This is a genomic window from Amycolatopsis sp. NPDC088138, assembly GCF_044741685.1.
Classification (GTDB): Bacteria; Actinomycetota; Actinomycetes; order Mycobacteriales; family Pseudonocardiaceae; genus Amycolatopsis.
Genome location: NZ_JBIUTB010000003.1, coordinates 642029 through 658941, shown reverse-complemented (window position 1 = coordinate 658941; position 16913 = coordinate 642029). Strand labels below are relative to the sequence as shown.

General features: G+C 69.1%; 17 protein-coding genes and 1 tRNA gene. 6 read left to right on the top strand and 12 right to left on the bottom strand.

Annotation, left to right across the window (positions count from 1 at the left end):
- Window positions 1-4: 4 nt before the first annotated feature.
- From ACIOD2_RS18140 to ACIOD2_RS18120, 5 genes are read right to left on the bottom strand one after another with little or no spacing between them, the layout of a single operon-like run.
- Entirely contained in the window at window positions 5-1285 is a 1281-nt protein-coding gene (locus tag ACIOD2_RS18140) for a DUF4910 domain-containing protein (protein WP_400539163.1), read from the bottom strand.
- Window positions 1285-2304, bottom strand: a complete 1020-nt coding sequence (locus tag ACIOD2_RS18135) for an NAD-dependent epimerase/dehydratase family protein (RefSeq protein WP_400539162.1) — start codon at window positions 2302-2304, stop codon at window positions 1285-1287. The genes ACIOD2_RS18140 and ACIOD2_RS18135 overlap by 1 nt, the downstream gene beginning before the upstream one ends.
- Window positions 2305-2309: 5 nt before the next feature.
- Entirely contained in the window at window positions 2310-2957 is a 648-nt protein-coding gene (locus ACIOD2_RS18130) for a PIG-L deacetylase family protein (protein WP_400539160.1), read from the bottom strand.
- On the bottom strand, window positions 2954-3745 hold the full coding sequence (locus tag ACIOD2_RS18125) for a glucose-1-phosphate cytidylyltransferase (RefSeq protein WP_400539158.1): 792 nt from the start codon (window positions 3743-3745) through the stop codon (window positions 2954-2956). Before ACIOD2_RS18125 ends, ACIOD2_RS18130 begins: the two co-directional genes overlap by 4 nt.
- Window position 3746: 1 nt before the next feature.
- The gene (locus tag ACIOD2_RS18120) at window positions 3747-4979 is read right to left on the bottom strand and encodes a class I SAM-dependent methyltransferase (protein ID WP_400539156.1); all 1233 of its coding nucleotides are present in this window, start codon (window positions 4977-4979) and stop codon (window positions 3747-3749) included.
- A 209-nt stretch (window positions 4980-5188) separates the two neighbouring features.
- Between ACIOD2_RS18120 and ACIOD2_RS18115 the strand changes: the two genes are divergently transcribed.
- A complete protein-coding gene (locus ACIOD2_RS18115; protein ID WP_400539154.1) occupies window positions 5189-5557 on the top strand; it encodes a YrdB family protein in 369 nt (122 codons plus the stop codon).
- An 80-nt stretch (window positions 5558-5637) separates the two neighbouring features.
- Entirely contained in the window at window positions 5638-5997 is a 360-nt protein-coding gene (locus tag ACIOD2_RS18110; RefSeq protein ID WP_400539152.1) for a hypothetical protein, read from the top strand.
- 42 nt (window positions 5998-6039) lie between these two features.
- On the opposite strand, the gene ACIOD2_RS18105 is transcribed toward ACIOD2_RS18110, so the two are convergent.
- From ACIOD2_RS18105 to ACIOD2_RS18095, 3 genes are read right to left on the bottom strand one after another with little or no spacing between them, the layout of a single operon-like run.
- Window positions 6040-6912, bottom strand: a complete 873-nt coding sequence (locus tag ACIOD2_RS18105; protein ID WP_400539150.1) for an LLM class F420-dependent oxidoreductase — start codon at window positions 6910-6912, stop codon at window positions 6040-6042.
- A complete protein-coding gene (locus tag ACIOD2_RS18100) occupies window positions 6909-7784 on the bottom strand; it encodes an LLM class F420-dependent oxidoreductase (RefSeq protein ID WP_400539148.1) in 876 nt (291 codons plus the stop codon). Before ACIOD2_RS18100 ends, ACIOD2_RS18105 begins: the two co-directional genes overlap by 4 nt.
- Before the next feature lie 40 nt (window positions 7785-7824).
- Window positions 7825-8793 carry a hypothetical protein gene (locus ACIOD2_RS18095; protein WP_400539146.1) on the bottom strand — a complete coding sequence of 323 codons (969 nt, stop codon included), beginning with the start codon at window positions 8791-8793 and terminating at the stop codon, window positions 7825-7827.
- A 143-nt stretch (window positions 8794-8936) separates the two neighbouring features.
- Between ACIOD2_RS18095 and htpX the strand changes: the two genes are divergently transcribed.
- Window positions 8937-9797: a zinc metalloprotease HtpX gene (htpX, locus tag ACIOD2_RS18090; protein WP_323329455.1), complete on the top strand. Its 861-nt coding sequence runs from the start codon at window positions 8937-8939 to the stop codon at window positions 9795-9797.
- A gap of 5 nt (window positions 9798-9802) precedes the next feature.
- On the opposite strand, the gene rfbA is transcribed toward htpX, so the two are convergent.
- Together rfbA and ACIOD2_RS18080 are read right to left on the bottom strand one after the other, a co-directional pair.
- The gene (gene rfbA / locus ACIOD2_RS18085; protein ID WP_400539144.1) at window positions 9803-10684 is read right to left on the bottom strand and encodes a glucose-1-phosphate thymidylyltransferase RfbA; all 882 of its coding nucleotides are present in this window, start codon (window positions 10682-10684) and stop codon (window positions 9803-9805) included.
- A 74-nt stretch (window positions 10685-10758) separates the two neighbouring features.
- On the bottom strand, window positions 10759-11895 hold the full coding sequence (locus tag ACIOD2_RS18080; protein WP_400539142.1) for a sialidase family protein: 1137 nt from the start codon (window positions 11893-11895) through the stop codon (window positions 10759-10761).
- Between the two features lie 197 nt (window positions 11896-12092).
- Between ACIOD2_RS18080 and ACIOD2_RS18075 the strand changes: the two genes are divergently transcribed.
- On the top strand, window positions 12093-12752 hold the full coding sequence (locus ACIOD2_RS18075; protein ID WP_400539141.1) for a hypothetical protein: 660 nt from the start codon (window positions 12093-12095) through the stop codon (window positions 12750-12752).
- A gap of 40 nt (window positions 12753-12792) precedes the next feature.
- Window positions 12793-13257: a GNAT family N-acetyltransferase gene (locus tag ACIOD2_RS18070; protein ID WP_400539139.1), complete on the top strand. Its 465-nt coding sequence runs from the start codon at window positions 12793-12795 to the stop codon at window positions 13255-13257.
- A gap of 31 nt (window positions 13258-13288) precedes the next feature.
- Here the strand turns inward: ACIOD2_RS18070 and ACIOD2_RS18065 are convergent, their stop codons facing one another.
- Window positions 13289-13780, bottom strand: a complete 492-nt coding sequence (locus ACIOD2_RS18065) for a YajQ family cyclic di-GMP-binding protein (protein WP_247060445.1) — start codon at window positions 13778-13780, stop codon at window positions 13289-13291.
- Between the two features lie 117 nt (window positions 13781-13897).
- On the opposite strand from ACIOD2_RS18065, the gene ACIOD2_RS18060 reads away from it, so the two are divergent.
- Window positions 13898-13980: transfer RNA gene (locus ACIOD2_RS18060), tRNA-Tyr, on the top strand.
- A 60-nt stretch (window positions 13981-14040) separates the two neighbouring features.
- Here the strand turns inward: ACIOD2_RS18060 and ACIOD2_RS18055 are convergent.
- Window positions 14041-16896 (bottom strand): carbohydrate-binding protein, encoded by a 2856-nt coding sequence (locus ACIOD2_RS18055; protein WP_400539137.1) that lies wholly within the window; start codon window positions 16894-16896, stop codon window positions 14041-14043.
- Window positions 16897-16913: the final 17 nt, after the last annotated feature.

The window sequence follows — 16913 nt, the reverse complement described above, 5'->3', positions numbered from 1 at the left end:
TCGTTCACTCCTTGACCAGGCCGGCGTCGTGCAGGGCACGCGCCGCGACGTCGACGATGTCGAACGGCAGCCCGGCCCGTTCGGCGATGTCGAGGAGCGAGTGGTCGCCGTCGGACAGGTTAAGCACCCAGAGCATGGCCATCTGGGCTTCCTTGGCGTCGCTGCGGCCGCCGAGCGAGCTGTACAGCCCGCGCTTGCCCAGCTGGGGCTCGCCGTACGGGCTGAGGTTGACGTACCGGCGGTTGCGGTCCAGGACGCCGACGGCGTCGAGCAGCGCGCCGAGCGTGTCTTCCATGGCGGCCGGGGAGACGAAACCCGGGTTGTCGGCGGAGGTGTGGTACTCCGGGTAGCCCGCGTACGGCGTGCGCGTCAGGGACCCGACGCCGAGGTTGAAGCCCGGCGAGCAGAACTGGCGCTCGTCGTAGCCGTACGGCGAGAAGTCGACCACCTTGTGCTCGCGCGAGCGGAGGACGTGCTGCACGACGCGGTCGATCTCGGCGTCGTCGCGGCGGGACTTCTTGTACGTCAGCGGGCCCGGGTCACCCGCGCACGCCAGCACCAGCCCGTGCTTGACCTTGTCGATCCGGTCGGAGTTGCGGGCCAGCCAGGTGATCGAGCCGATCGTGCCCGGCATGAACAGGAACCGGTACGTGTAGTGCGGCTGCGACTCGGCCAGCTGCTGGGCCAGGGAGATCGCGACGGCGATGCCGGCGAGGTTGTCGTTGGCCAGCGACGGGTGGCACACGTGGCAGGAGACGATGACCTCGTCGGTGACGCGCCCCGGGACGACGTGTTCGCCGTAGGTGAGCGAGCCGTCGGCCAGTGTCGAGTCGACGACGACGTCGTAGTCGCCGTCGGGCAGCGCGTCCAGCTTCTCCTGCGCGAGGCAGAATCCCCAGGCCGGGGCGTAGTAGCTGGTCCGGTACGGCACCCACGACGGCTGGTCCGGCAGCGTGTGCAGGTGCTCCCGCAGCTCGCTCAGCGGCATCCGCTCGGACACCGGGACGCTGTACCCGACGACGTGCAGGTTCGACTCCCGGAAGTCGATTACCCGCTCACCGGAAGGCGCGGCGACGTAGGCGTCGCGGATGTTCCACTCCTGCGGGATCGTCCAGTCCAGCACCTGCGTGCCGGTCGGGACCTCGTGCCGATCGAGCGCGATGTGCTCGCCGATGACGTCCAGGGTCTGCCGCACGCCGTCGCCGGTGATGCTGCGGCAGATCGGGTACAGCCGTTCGACCAGGGCGTGCAGCTCCGCCCCCGACCGCAGCCGCGAGCCCGGCACTAGTGCCGCCGCAGGGTGTCGTCGACGCGGCCGGCTTCGCCCTCGCTGCGCAGCCAGGCGAGCCTGGTGAACAGCTTGTCGAACGATTCCCTGGTCAGGCCGAACTTCCGGTAGGCCTCGATCAGTTCGACGGCGCCGTCCTTGACCGACCACTCGCAGGCGAAGCCCGGGATGGCCTCGCGGAAGCGGGAGAAGTCGACGCGGTAGGAGCGCGGGTCGGCGCCGGCCTCGCCGGTGATGTTCAGCGTCGAGCCCGGCACGGCCTCGACGACCTCCTGGGCGATCTCGGCGACGGTGACGTTGTTGTCCTCGGTGCCGATGTTGAAGGCCTTGTTGTGCACGGCCTCCTTGGGCGCCGTCAGCGCGGCGGTGAACGCGCGCGCGATGTCCTGGGCGTGCACCAGCGGCCGCCACGGCGTGCCGTCGGACAGCACCAGCACCTCGCCGGACAGGTGCGCGTGCGCGGTGAGGTTGTTCAGCACGATGTCGCCGCGCAGGCGGGGCGAGTAGCCGAACGCCGTCGCGTTGCGCATGTAGACCGGGGTGAAGTCGTCGTCGGCGAGCTCGTGGACGTCGGCCTCGACGCGGACCTTCGACTCGGCGTACGGCGTCACCGGCTTCAGCGGCGCGTCCTCGTCGACCAGGTTGTCGCCGCCCGCGCCGTACACCGAGCAGGTCGACGCGTAGAGGTAGCGGCTGACGCCGGCGTCCTTGGCCAGCTTCGCGAGCTTCACCGACGCGTGGTGGTTGATGTCGTAGGTCAGCTCGGGCGCGAGCGAGCCGAGCGGGTCGTTCGACAGCGCGGCCAGGTGGATCACCGCGTCGACGTCGGACACGTGCTTGGCCGTGACGTCGCGCAGGTCGACCGCGTAGCCGCCCGGGTCGGCCGGCGCGGGCCCGAGCAGGCACTGCTCGAACAGCCCGGAGTCGAGGCCGACGACCTCGTGGCCGGCCGCGGCGAGCACCGGGGCCATCACCGTGCCCAGGTAGCCCTTGTGCCCCGTCAGCAACACCCGCATCGAATTCAGCCCTTCAGGTCGAGAGTGAGTTTCTTGACGAAAAACGCTTCGGCGTACTTCGCGGCCGCTTCGATCCCGCGGATCCGGGCCAGGCCGAGGAAGGCCTCCCGGTCGTACCAGCCACGGTGCCGCTGGGACGCGTAGTGCGTCTGCAGCAGCCGGACCTTTTCCTCGGCGACGTCGTCGTCGAGCGGCTGGTAGACCGACGGCGCGCCGAGGTCGCCGTCCCACTTGACGATCTCGTAGCCCAGCGCCAGGTGGTCGCGGAACGCCGTCGGCACCAGCTTCGCGAGCCCGCGGTGGTCCTGGTGCGCGTCGTCGGTGCGCGGCGCCAGGATGACGTCCGGGTCGGTCCGGCGCCGCAGCTCCTCCAGCGCGTTCTTGGCCTCTTCCCAGTGCGCCGGGAACCGGCCGTCCGGGAGTTTCAGCACCGTGACGTCGACCTGCGCGCCGGGGCAGAACGCCGCCAGCGCCGCGCGCTCCTCGTCCTCGCGGGGCGTGCCGCCGCCGGAGAGGACCAGCGCGTCGACCCGCAGGCCGGGCCGCGACTGGCACATCGTCAGCAGCGTGCCGCCGGCGCCGATCGCGATGTCGTCGCAGTGCGCGCCGAGGGCGACGACACCGCCGAGCCTTCCCGGCCGGAGCCCGATCACGCGGTGCTCGCGGCGGGCTGCTCCCAGAGCGCCCAGGGCTTCTTACCGTGCGTGTACGCGTCGTCGAGCGCCGCGCGCTCCTTGACCGTGTCGGTCGGCTTCCAGAACCCGCGGTACGGGTAGGCCAGCAGGCGGCCGCGCTTGGCCAGCTCGCCGCAGCCGTCGGCGACCAGGTCGCCGTTCTCCGGGATGTGGTCGAAGACCTCCTGGCGGAGCACGAAGTACCCGCCGTTCTCCCAGAGCGGCATCTCGCTGACGGCGGTGATCGCGCCGACCATGCCGCCCTCGTTCATCTCGACGCAGTGGAACGACGACTGCGGCGGCACGACCATCATCGACGCGCCGGCGTCGGTGTTCTCGAACCGCTCGATCATGTCGGGCAGCGGTGCGTCGGACAGGACGTCGGCGTAGTTCGCGAGGAACATCTCGTCACCGTCGAGGTAGTCGCGGACGCGGCGCAGGCGCTCACCGATCGGCGACTCGATCCCGGTCTGCACGAAGGTGATCGTCCAGTCGGCGATGTCGGTCGAGAGCAGTTCCGGCTGACCGTTGCGCAGGATGAAATCGTTGGAAATGGTTTCCTGGTAGTTCAGGAAGAAGTTCTTGATGTGCGCCGCGCCGTAGCCGAGGCACAGGATGAACTCCGTGTGCCCGAAGTGCGCGTAATACCGCATGACGTGCCAGATGAGCGGTCTCGGACCGACCATCGCCATCGGCTTCGGGACGTCGTCGGCCGCGCCGTTGCGCATCCGCATCCCGTAACCACCGCAGAAGAGTACGACCTTCACTTCAAGACACCTCGACGATTTCCAGGCGGGGGATGGGGAACACGAGCTTTCCGCCCCAGGCACCCACGAACGACAGCTGTTCGGTCAGTTCCTCCCGGAGGTTCCACGGGAGGACGAGCACGTAGTCGGGCCGATCGGCTTCGATCCGTTCCGGGGGCAGCACCGGAATGCGCGTGCCCGGCGTGAAACGGCCGTGCTTGTACGGATTGCGATCGACGGTGTAGCTCAGCAGGTCCGTCCGGATCCCGCAGTGGTTCAGCAGGGTGTTGCCCTTGCCCGGGGCGCCGTAGCCGACGACGGTCTTCCCGTCGTTGCGCGCCTCGATGAGGAACTTCAGCAGGTCCAGCCGCACGCGGGTGACGCGCTCGGCGAACTCGGTGTACCCGGACAGCTCGTGCAGCCCGGCGGCCTTTTCGCGCTCCAGGACGTCGGTCATCCGCTCGCTCGGCTCGCCCGCGACCTCGTCGGGACGCGCCCAGAGCCGGATCGACCCGCCGTGCGTCGGCACGAGTTCGACGTCGACCACGGTCAGCCCGCCGGTCGCCAGCGCGCGGCGGGCGGATTCGACCGTGTAGTACTGGAAGTGCTCGTGGTAGATCGTGTCGTACTGGTTCTTTTCGATCAGCGTGAGCAGGTGCTGGACCTCGATGGAGACCCAGCCGTCGTCCGCGACCAGGGCGCGCAGGCCCTTGGTGAAGCCCAGGACGTCGGGGATGTGCGCGTAGACGTTGTTGGCGGCGACCAGGTCGGCCGGCACGTGCTCCTCACGCACCTGACGGCCGGTTTCCTCGGAGAGGAAGGCGGTCAGGGTGGGCACGCCGGCGTCGCGCGCCGCCTGCCCGACGTTCACCGAAGGTTCGACACCCAGACACCGGATCCCGTGCCCGACGACGTGCTTGAGCAGGTAGCCGTCGTTGCTGGCGACCTCGACGACGAACGACTTCTCGTCCAGCCCGAGCCGCTCGACCGAGCCGTCGACGAACCGCTTCGCGTGCTCGACCCACGACGTCGAGAACGACGAGAAGTAGGCGTACTCGGTGAAGGTGTCGTCCGGGTCGATCAGCGGCGGGATCTGCGCCAGCCAGCACTCGGTGCACACGATGAGGTGCAGCGGGAAGGTGGCTTCCGGCTCGTCGAGCTGTTCGGCGGTCAAAAATCGCTCACACGGGGGAGTCGCGCCGAGGTCCACGACGCTGGCCGTGTTTGTCGAACCGCAGAGTCGACATGTGGTCATCTACCAGGCTCCTTGGACTCGCGGTCGCGATATGCGTTAGACACGTCGAGCAGCGGTGGAAGGTCGTTACAGCGACGCGTGCCGGTCAGGTGGACCGATTCGGAACCGCAACATCACCACGCCAAGCAGGTGACCTGTGGTGCAGATCACGGATAGTGCCGGCCCGGATCCGTAACGTCCACAGTGGACCTGGGCCCTACGCTGGCCCGATGACTTCGGAGCCGACTCCCCGCCTGAGCGGGATCGCGGGCGTGGTGCTGACGGTCCGTTTCCTGACGGAACTGGCGCTCTTGGGCGGCTTGGCCCTGGCGGGCACCCAGCTCGGCGGCGGCCTGGCGCTGGCGATCGTCGACGCGATCCTGCTGCCGGTGGTGGCGGCCGCGATCTGGGGCCTGTTCATCGCCCCGCGCGCCCCGCGCCGGCTCCCGGAACCGGCCCGTTTCCTGGTGGAGTTCGCCCTGTTCGCGGCGACCGGCGTGGTGCTGGCCCTGGTGGGCTGGGTGGTGGCCGGGATCGTGCTGGCGGTGGCCGGCATCGGCGTCGCGGCGTTGACCCGGCGCTTCGCCAAGGACGGCTGACCAGGAGTTTCGATCACCGGGAGGGTAACGCACAGTGATGGTCGGCCCGTGACACGCAGTGATCAGGAGATGCCCAGCTGATGGCCACCCACGTCGAGATCTTTCTGCGGCCCTTGACGACCCGGACCACTCAGTCCGTTGTCGACGATGTCTCCGCTGCGGTCAGGACGCCGCTTCTGCGGGAGCCGGCGTACGAAGATGAGGCATATGCCGGATCGCGCGATGACGTCATGGTGGAACTGTTCGTCGGCCACGGGTACGAAGACGATGACGACATGCCCTTGAGCAGCCATCCCTTCATGCTTCGCTTCCGGAGTCTCAGCCGGGACGTCGCCGCCGCTCAGGTGGTCCTGCGAAGGGTCTACGCCGAGTTGGAGAAGGCGGGGGACTATTCGATGTTCGCCACCTACGACCTGCAGTATCGGCTCGATTTGACGTGAGGGGGTGCCTCGCGAGAGTCGCTCGCGAGGCAACCGCCCAGGTCAGAGCTTGTTCGCCACCGGGATCACGTCCGTGGCGAAGCGCTCGATCACCGACAGGTCCGGCACGCCCGGGACCCAGCCCAGCACCGCGTCGATGCCCAGGCCGGACAGGCGCTCCAGCTCCTCCAGAAGCGCCCCGGTCGACGAGCCGTCCGTGCCCGTGTCCAGCCACAGCGCCACCGTCTTGGTGATCTCGCTGTAGTCGCGGCCCTCCGCTTCGCAATGCTCGCGGAGCACCGAGAGCTTGTGCTCCAGGTCCGGCCCGGCGATCAGGTTGCAGGCGTCGCCGTACTTCGCGACGAAGCGCAGGGTCTTCTTTTCGCCGCCTCCGCCGATCATGATCGGGGGGTGGGGGCGGGACAGCGCCTGCGGGACGTTCAGCAGGCGCTCCGCCGTCACGTGGGTGCCCGAGAAGCCCGAATCGTCCGATGACCACATCTGGTGGACGTACTTCAGCGCGTCTTCCAGCTGCTCGAAGCGCTCCTTCGTGGACGGGTAGCGCATGCCGAGGCCGCGCGCTTCCTCCTCGTTCCAGCCCGCGCCGAGGCCGAGCACGGCGCGGCCGCCGGAGAGCACGTCCAGCGTCGTGATCGCCTTCGCGAGCAGGCCCGGGTGGCGGTAGATCACGCCGCTGACCAGCGTCAACAGCTTCACCTGTGACGTGTGCGCCGCCAGGAAGCCGAGGGTGGTGTACGCCTCCAGCATCTCGTGCTCGGGCGGGCCGTAGCGCGAGATCTGGAAGAAGTGGTCCATCACCGACAGGTAGCCGAAGCCGGCTTCGTCGGCCGCTCGGGCTGTCGCGGCCAGGTCGGCGCCCAGGGCAGCCGGGCCGTTCGGGTACGTCTGCTGGGCGAGGTGGAGACCTAGTTTCATCCGATGTTCTCCGCGGCCGGGATGACGTCGGTGCCGAACTTCTCGAGCACCGCCTGGTTGTGCACGTGCGGGACCATGCCGAGGGCGACCTCGATGCCGAGCCCGTTCAGCCGCTCCAGTTCCTTCAGCAGCTCGTCGGTCTTCTCGCCGTCTTCGCCGATGTCGAGGATGTGGTAGACGGTCTTGGTGATCGAGTCGTAGTCGCGGCCCTCGGTCTCGCAGTGCTGCTTGAGGACGTCGAGCTTGTGCTCCAGCTCCGGGCTGTTGAAGAGGTTGCACTGGTCGGCGTACTTCGCGACGAAGCGCAGCGTCTTCTTCTCGCCACCGCCGCCGATCATGATCGGCGGACGCGGGCTCGAGAGCACCTGCGGCACGTTCAGGAGCCGCGAAGCGTCGAAGTGCGCGCTCTTGAACGGCGCGTCACCCTCGGCCCACATCTGCAGGATGTACTGGAGGTTCTCCTCCAGCAGCTCGAAGCGCTCCTTCACCGGCGGGAAGGGGAAGCCGAGCCCCTTCGACTCCTCCTCGTTCCAGCCCGCGCCGACGCCGAGGATCGCGCGGCCGCCGGAGAGCACGTCCAGCGTCGTGATCGCCTTGGCCAGCAGGCCCGGGTGGCGGTAGAGGACACCGGTGACGACGGTCAGCAGCTTGGCGCGCTCGGTGTGCGCCGCGATGAAGCCGAGGGTGGTGTACGCCTCGAGCATGTCGTTCTCGACGGGGCCGACCCCGCCGATCTGGAAGAAGTGGTCCATCACGGCGATGGAGTCGAAGCCCGCCTGGTCGGCCGTGCGGACGACGGCGGCCAGGTCGGCGCCCAGTGCGGACGCCCCGTTCGGCCAGGTGAAGTCGGGGATCTGCAGTCCGAGTTTCATAGTCTCCGACCGTATACCTGGAGTTACCCCAGCTGGGTACTCAGAAATCCCGGATGAGGGAAACCCTGCCGTGCAAGGGATCCGTGACGAACACCGTGCGCGTGCGCTGGTCGACGGCGACGTCGCCGGGGTTGACGCCCAGCGAAAGATCACCCGACAGCGTGCCCGTCGCGCCGTCGATCCGGCTGAGCCCGTTCGAGCCGCCGTTGGTGTAGACGGTGTTGGTGCCCTGGTGCACGGCGAGCGCGGAGGATTCACTGCGCAGCAACACGGTCTTGCGCTCGGTGCGCGTCGAGGAGTCCACAATGGACATGTGGTGGATGCCGGAGTTCGCGACGTACACCGTGCCGCTCGCGGTGTGCACCGCGACGGCCGTCGGCTTGGCTCCGACCTTCACGCTCGCGACGAACTTCCCGGCCTCGATGTCGAACACCTCGACCGAGTCCGTGCCGGTGCTGGCACAGTAGGCGAGCTTGCGGCCGGGGTCGACGGCGATGCCGCCCAGGCTCGGCTTCGGGCCGGGCACGAGCGCCGCCAGGGTGCAGCTGACGCCGTCGAGCACGGCGAGCATGCCGGTGCCGCCGCTGGCCGCGTAGACCCGGTTGGCCTGCTCGTCCACCGCCAGGGTGGCCGCGCCGGCACCCGCGCCGATCACGCTCACCAGGTCGTGGGTGCGGCCGTCCAGCACCACGACGGTGCCGGCAGGCGGGTTCGCGACGTAGACGCGGTTGGCAACCGAGTCGACGACGACGTCACCGGGCTCGCCGCCCACGCGGACCACCGCGCCGACCGTGGCGCTCTGCGGGTCCACGACGGACACCGTGCCGGCCTGCGGATCCGTGACGTACCCGAACCCGGTGACCGGATTCACCGCGATGCCGGTCGGGGCGCCGCCGACGTCGATCGACCGGACGTTCTCCGCGCGCGCGACCCCGGGCAGGACCATGGCCCCGGCGCCCGCCGTGACCAGGGCGAACAGGGTCCTCCGGCGTATCTGGCGACCTCGCATCGGCGCCTCCGCTCGTGATCAATTCGCCTCCCGAGCGTAACCCGCGCGATGATCACGCGAAGGAACTTCGGGTCCCCCGATCGCGTTGTTTCCAGTGGGTAACCCACCTGAAGAGCGGGAAGAGCGGACGGAGGCGAGCGCGCGTGCACGGGCACCAGAACGGACTCAAGACGGCGTTGCTGCTCGGCCTGCTGTCGGCGATCATCGTCGCGATCAGCGGGCTCTTCGGCCGCGGCGCCCTGGTCATCGGCCTGGTCGTCGCCCTGGGGATGAACGCCTTCGCCTACTTCAACTCGGACAAGCTGGCGTTGCGCGCGATGCACGCCCAGCCGGTGTCCGAGGCCGAGCAGCCCGCGATGTACCGGATCGTGCGCGAGCTCGCGACGGTAGCCCGCCAGCCGATGCCCGCGCTGTACCTCAGCCCGACCGTCGCGCCGAACGCGTTCGCCACCGGACGCAGCCCGCGTCACGCCGCCGTCTGCTGCACCACCGGCATCCTCGACCTGCTCGACGAGCGGGAGCTGCGCGCCGTGCTCGGCCACGAGCTGTCCCACGTCTACAACCGCGACATCCTGATCTCGTGCGTCGCGGGGGCCCTGGCCAGCGTGATCAGCGTGCTCGCGAACATCGCGCTGTTCTTCGGCGGCAACAACCGCGACGGTGGCCCGCTGGTCAGCCTGATGCTGATCTTCGTCGGCCCGATCGCGGCGGCCGTCATCCGGATGGGCGTGAGCCGGTCGCGGGAGTACCAGGCCGACGCGTCCGGCGCCGAGCTGACCGGCGACCCGCTGGGCCTGGCTTCGGCGTTGCGCAAGCTGGAGGCGGGCACCCGCGCGCGGCCGCTGGTCGCCGAGCCGCAGCTGGTGTCGCAGTCGCACCTGATGATCGCGAACCCGTTCCGCCCGGGTGAGGGCCTGAGCAAGATGTTCTCGACGCACCCGCCCATCGCCGACCGCATCGCGCGGCTCGAGGAGATGGCCCGCCGCGGCCCCGGCGGTCTCTAGGCCTTCTAAGCCGAGGCCCCCGCCGCGACGGCGACAGCCTTGACGTAGTCGCCGTAGCCGGACTTCGCGAGCTTCGAGCCCAGGGCGTAGCACTCGTCGGCGTCGATGAAGCCCATCCGCAGCGCGATCTCCTCGAGACAGGCGATGCGCACGCCGGTCCGGTGCTCCAGCACCTGCACGAACTGCCCGGCCTCGAGCAGCGAATCGTGCGTCCCGGTGTCGAGCCACGCGAAACCGCGGCTCAGCTCGACCAGCGTCGCCCGGTCCTGGCGCACGTAGGTGAGGTTGACGTCGGTGATCTCCAGCTCGCCACGCGCGGACGGCTTCAGCGCGCGCGAGATCTCGACGACCTCGTTGTCGTAGAAGTACAGGCCGGTGATCGCCTTGTTCGACCGCGGCTTGGCCGGCTTCTCCTCGATGGAGACCAGCTTGCCGTCCGGCCCGACCTCGCCGACGCCGTAGCGCTCGGGATCCTTCACGGGGTAGCCGAACAGGACACAGCCGTCGAGGTCCCGGACCGCGGCCTGGAGCCGGCTGGAGAAACCCTGGCCGTAGAAGATGTTGTCGCCGAGGACCAGCGCGACGTCGTCGTCGCCGATGAAGTCCGCGCCGATCACGAACGCCTCGGCCAGGCCGTTCGGGCTGGGCTGCTCGGCGTAGGAGAACGAGAGGCCGAACTGGTCGCCGTTGCCGAGCAGCTTGCGGAAGTTCGGCAGGTCGGCCGGGGTGGAGATGACGAGGATCTCGCGGATCCCGGCCAGCATCAGCACCGAGATCGGGTAGTAGACCATCGGCTTGTCGTAGACGGGGAGCAGCTGCTTCGACACCGCCTGGGTGATCGGGTGCAGGCGTGTCCCGCTGCCTCCGGCCAGCACGATGCCCTTCATTCGCTGCCTCCCTCTCGTCGACCACAGCCTCGCCCACCCTACGGGGCGACCTGTGGAGCCGGGATGGGGAAGCGCTAGAAGAGCGGGCCCTTGCCGAAGTAGGCCTTGCAGCCGAGGTTGTACTCGGTGGCGATCTCCAGGACGTTCTTGCCGTCGTCGACCGGCAGCAGCGTCGAGGAGTAGTTGGGGCAGAAGTTGTTGTAGATGCCGGTGATGTGCACCGGCGCGGGCAGCTCGTACCAGTTGCCGCTGCCGAAGTTGTCGTTGGCCAGCAGGACCTGGCCGTTGCCCGGCTGCGGTTTGCCCTTGGCGTCGGTGTAGATCTGCCCGACCATGACGATCCGGACGCCGTTCGGGCCGCCGGGGAACAGGGTGATCGTCTGCGCGTGCTGGAAGTAGTTGCCGTTCGCGGTGTTCACGCGGGTGCCGGGGTCGGTCGGGCTGCCCCAGTTGGCGCCGTCGGGCGAGATCTTGAAGTACGGGTCGCAGTAGCGGTCGCGGAAGTTGCAGATCTCGTAGGCGAAGTAGTAGCGGCCGTCGGGCAGCCGCCGGATGATCGGCATGCCGGGGCGGACCCGGTCCGGCGGGATGGCCAGGGTGAGCTGCTTGGTGCCCCAGTTCACGCCGTCGGTCGAGGCGACCCGGTTGAGCACCTGCGCGTACTTCGGGGCCTGCGTCTCGTCGGCGAAGTGCAGCCAGAGCGTGCCGCCGGCGTCGACGGTGAACTCCGGCTCCCAGATGCCGTCGATGTTGTGCGAGCGGGCGGCCTCGGCGAGGAAGCCCCAGGAGCGGCCGCCGTCCTTGCTGGCCCAGATCTTGATCCCGACGCGGCGCTGCGCCCCGGCGTCCTGCCGGTAGGACGCGGCCCACAGCAGGGTGCCCGCGCGGAGCCGGCCGACGCGCTGGGGGAGTTCGTAGAGGGTGCCGCAGCACATGCCGTAGCGGCCGTCCGGGTCGTGGATCTCGGCGATCTTGTGGAACGTCGCGCCCTCGTCCGTGCTCTCCATCACCGGGGTGAACTTGCCGCCGGCGTCTTCGCTGGTCAGCGCGGCGATGATGTGGCCGCGCCCGAAGATCGAGTGCTCGAGCCGCACGAGGCGGGCGTAGGAGCCGTAGCCGGAGACGAGCTGCTGGCGTTCGGCGGCGCTCGCGGGCGTCAGCAGTGCGGTGACGAGGACCAGCGGAAGCACGAAGACGAGCAAACGGCGCATCCTGACCCTCTCCACGCGGTGACCGCGCGATTACAGCACGGTCAGGCCGTCTCTTGTGGACAGTCGTCGGGCGTTCGCGCTTTCGGGGAGCTGGGTAGGCACGATTGGGTGATCGATCACCCAAGGCGACGGTAACGCCGGGCCAAAGGGGACCGAAAGATCACCTGGGGGCCAGGTGGTGGCCCCGAGGGGGAACGATGAAACTCCGGCTGTCCTGTCTTCTGGTCCTGGTACTGGCGTCCGCGTGCACGCCGCCCGTCGGTTACGGCAAGGTCATCGCCGCCACCGCCTCTGAAGTGCCGTCGCCGACGTCGACCGCGCCGGCCGCACCGCGCGAGGTGCCGCTCGAAACGCACACGGGCACGGGGAACGGCGAGTTCGCGACCAGCTGGCCGGCCGACCAGCTCGGCTTCTTCACGTTCGACTGCCCGAAGTGCTCGTCCAACGTGATCATCGACGCCGACGGCGGCGAGCACGGCCTGGTCAACGCGATCGGCGCGTACAAGGGGACGACGTGGCTGAACACGTACCCCGACCGCCCGGTGACGCGGGTGACGGTCCGCGCGAACGCCCCCTGGACGGCGACGATCCAGGACTACCGAAGCCTCCCGACGGCCTCGCCGGGCCAGCCGTCCACGGGCAAGGGCGACGCGGTGCTGCGCCTGCCGGAAGGGGCGACGCACGTCCAGTTCACGGTCAAGACCCGCGGCAGCACCGGGCTGTGGGTGATGTCCCCGGAACAGCGTGACTTGCTGGTCAACCAGATCGGCGACCTGCAGGTGGAGCGGGACGTTCGCGGGCCGGCTTATCTGCGGGTGGACGGCTATGAGGCGAACTGGACGCTGACGCCGTCCTGAGCGGGCACCCGGCGACCTGATCGGCGGGCAGGATGGGCGCATGGTGAAGATCGGCTACCTGACCGAACCCGACCGCGCCCACTGGGAAGTCCTGGCCCGTGGCAAGGACGCGCACTTCGACGTCGAACGCAGCGACGACGCCTACGAACGAACCTGGCGGCGCCTGCTCGACGACGAGCGGATCCGCGGGATCGCCGCCCGGCTGGACGGCAGGATGGTCGGCGTCGCGCACTACCTGTTCCACGCCAGCGTCTGGTACTCCGGCAAGTGCTACCTGGCGGACCTGTTCGTGGACCCGGAAGCCCGGCGGCGCGGTATCGCGACGGCGATGATCGAGTGGGTGGCGCGGGACGCCGAGGAGCGCGGCTTCCCGGCCCTCTACTGGAACACGCTGGAAGACGCCCCGGCCCGCGCGCTGTACGACCAGGTGGGCAAGTTTCACGAGGGGTTGATCCGCTACAGCTACCGGCGTGACGCGTCCCAGGTTGTACCCACGGGCACCTGAAACCAGATACCCGCAGGTCAACGAGGGTTCGTCAGCGGTAGTTGGTGAACTGCAGCGCGATCTCGAAGTCCTTGCCCTTGAGCAAGGCGATCACGTCCTGCAGCTGGTCCTTCTTCTTGCCCGACACCCGCAGCTGGTCGCCCTGGATCTGCGCCTGCACGCCCTTCGGGCCTTCGTCGCGGATGAACTTGGCGATCTGCTTCGCCTTGTCGGATGCGATGCCCTGGATGATCTTGCCGCTGAGCTTGTAGATCTTGCCCGAGAGGGCCGGCTCGTCCGCTTCGAAGGCCTTCAACGAGATGCTGCGCTTGATCAGCTTCTCCTTGAACACCTCGACCGCGGCCAGCGCGCGCTCTTCCGTCTCGGACTCGATCGCGATCGCCTCCTCGCCGGACCAGTTGATCGTCGTGCCCGTGCCGCGGAAGTCGAAGCGCGTACCGAGCTCCTTGCTCGCCTGGTTGAGCGCGTTGTCCACCTCCTGGTGGTCGACCTTGCTCACGACGTCGAAAGAGGGATCCGCCACGTGTCCTCACACCTCGTACTCGCTTGTCAGGGGCACCCAGCCTAGTCCCGGGTATCCCGGTTGACCCCCGCCGGGAGTGCTTGGGTAAGCTTCTTCCCGGCCGGTACGACCGGCTTGGGCGGGTTACCCGAGTGGCCAAAGGGGACTGGCTGTAAACCAGTTGGCTTACGCCTACGGGGGTTCGAATCCCTCACCCGCCACGCCCAGCGGCCCCGGTGACCAGCAAGGTCACCGGGGCCGCAGTGCGTTACCCGGCAGAGTCAGAAGCCGGAGTTGCCGGCTCCTCGCACCAGCGTGTAGCCGCCGTCGTTGAGCAGGCCGCCGGACGTGGCGCCCGTCACCTTCGTGTTGGCGATCGACGCGCTGCCCGTCGCGTTCGTCTCGATGCCGTACGTGCCCGCTCCGCTGATCGTCACGCGGTCGAAGCTCAGCTGTGTGATCGACTTCTGGAAGCTCAGCAGCACACCCTGGTAACCGCTGTCGGTCAGCGTCAGGTCCTCGACGACGATCGGGGCCGCGATGGGCGCCGAGTCGGCGTAGATCCAGAGGCCGCCGATCGCCGAGTTCCAGTTGTATTCGAAGCTGCCCGTGCGCACCAGCGTGTTGCGCCGGATCGACGTCGTGCCGGACAGCGGCACCGGGTTGAAGCGGGTGCCGACCGTGATGCCCGAACCCGCCGTGACGCTGTCCGCGACCAGGTTGTCCTCGACGCGGTTGCCGCTGCCGCCGAAGACGCCGATGCCGTTCGCCAGCGCCGGCGACTGGACCGTGTTGAACGTGTACGCGCTGCCGGTCACGGCGCTGCCTTCCGAGAACATCGCCAGGCCGTCATCGCCGGTGTTGCGGACCATGGACTGGTCGACCCGCACATCGGCCACGTTGGCGTGGATGTTGACGCCGTCCGCGAACGTGTCGCGGATCCGCGTGCCGACCACGTACAGGCCGTTCGTGCCCGAGTCCGCCCACAGCCCGACCTTGGTGTGCTCGATCCACAGGTTCTGGACGAACGATCCGGCGCCGAAGTTGCCGTCCAGCGCCGCGTCCGAGCCGTTGTCGTCGCGGATCCGGACGTCACCGAAGATCGCGAAGTCGGCCAGCGTGACGTTGCCGCCCGTGCCGAAGAAGCCACCGCGAGGACCGGTGCCCTGGATCACCGAGGACCACGGCCCCGCTCCGTAAACGCGAACGTTCGCCACGTTGATCTTCGACGTGATCCGGAACGTCCCGGCCGGGATCCAGACGGGCTTGTTCTGGGACGCACCCGCCGCGATCGCGGCGTTGATCGCCGACGTCGCGTCCGAGCCGTTGTCCGGCACCGCGCCGTACGACGTGATGGACAGCGCACCCGCGGGGGCGGTCGCCGCGGCCGGGGCCTGCTCGGCGTCCAGCAGGTCGACGTCGTAGTACGCGGCCGTGCTCGACGCGTCCTTCTGCAGCTTCAGGACCGTGCCCGCGGGCCAGTCGCCGATCAGGGCGCGCGTCTCGTCGTAGTACCGGTGCGGGCTGCCCTGCGACGGCACGTTCGTGTACGGGTACTCGCCGTAGACCCAGCTGTAGTTCGACGTCAGGGACAGGTCGCGGACCTTCGTCCCGTTCGCGTACAGCGCCAGCGGCGCGGTCTGCCCGGCGCCGTCCGCGCTGTCCGGGATCGAGAACCGCAGGGTGATGGCGTTGGCGGGCTTGGTCAGCGTGATGCTCACCGACTGCCCGGTCGCGCCGAGGCGCACCGCGCGGCGGCCGCTCGACTCGGCCTGGACCGTGTGGAACGTCCGGTCCGCGGCGAGCACGGTCCCGGTGGTCGACCCGGCTTCGGCCTCGTATTCGGTGTACGGCGTCGTCGCGCCGCGCGCGGCCAGCGCCGTCTCGTTCGCGACGACCACGCTGTCGACCAGCACGTCGCTGCCGGTGCCGGCCAGCTGCAGCGTGTTGACGCCGGCGCGGACCGGCACCGAGACCGTGGCTGTCCGCCAGCCGGTCCCGGCGGGCAGAGAGGCGCTCCCGGTGGCTCGGCCGTTCGCCGACACCGCGAGGGTGCCCGCGTTGGCGAACCGGATGGTCGCGGTCGCCGTGCCCGCCGACGCCATCGCGAAGGTGCGCACCAGCCGCGCGCCCGCGGTCCCGAAGCCGGTCACGTAACCCGAACCGGCGTAGCCCGTGGTCGCGGTGGCGACCGTCGCGCCGCCGGACAGGAACCCCGACTCCGCCTCGCCCGGACCAGCGGGTTGCGAAGGCACCGACGGCGTCACGGTCAGGTTGTCGAGGTTCACGTTGCCGGAATCGGTGCTGTCGAAGGCGTACGCCACCGTGTGGTCGCCTGCGGTGAGGGTCACGGACTCGGTCGCCGACGTCCAGGTGTCCCAGTTCGCCGACGCGGGCAGCGACACCTGCCGTTGCCGGACGCTGTCGACATAGAGCGAAAGCGTCATGGCGGCACCGGTACCGTTTGCGTACCGCAGCGCGAGCGACTGCGGCCCGGCGGTCGTCACCTTGACCGCGAACGACGTCCGGGCGTTGCCCTTGTTGCCATCGGTGTACCCGCCGACGAAGCCGCTCCCGCTGTAGCCGGGGTGCTCGGTCGAGACGACCGCGCCGCCGGTGAGCGTCGCGTTTTCGGCCTCGAACAGCGGACCCGCCTGCCCGGTCGCGGACGGCGTGACGTCGAGGCGGTCCAGGTTGACGTTCCCGCTGTCACCCGAGCCGAAGGTGTAGGACACGCTGTGTGCGCCAGCGCCGAGCGGGACGGCCACACTCGCCGAGCCCCAGCTGTCCCAGGAAGCCGTGGCGGGCAAGGAAATCTGCTGTGCCGTGGAATCCACGGTCAAGGTGAGGGTGCGCGAAGAGCCGGTGCCGTTCGCGTAGCCGAGCGCGAGGGTGTACGAGCCGGCCGACGCGGCGGAGACGGCGAACGTCGTCCGAGCGGCGCCGCGGTGCCCGTCGGTGAAACCGCCGACGAATCCGGAGCCGCTGTAGCCGGGATGGTCGGATTCGACGACCGCGCCGCCCGAAAGAGCAGCGGATTCGGCTTCGAGGCGGGTGGTCGCGGCGTGCGCCGGGACCGTGCCCACGAGAGCGGTGAAAGTGACTACCGCGACGGCCAGAACAGGGAATCTGCGCATCTGTTTTCTCCCAACAA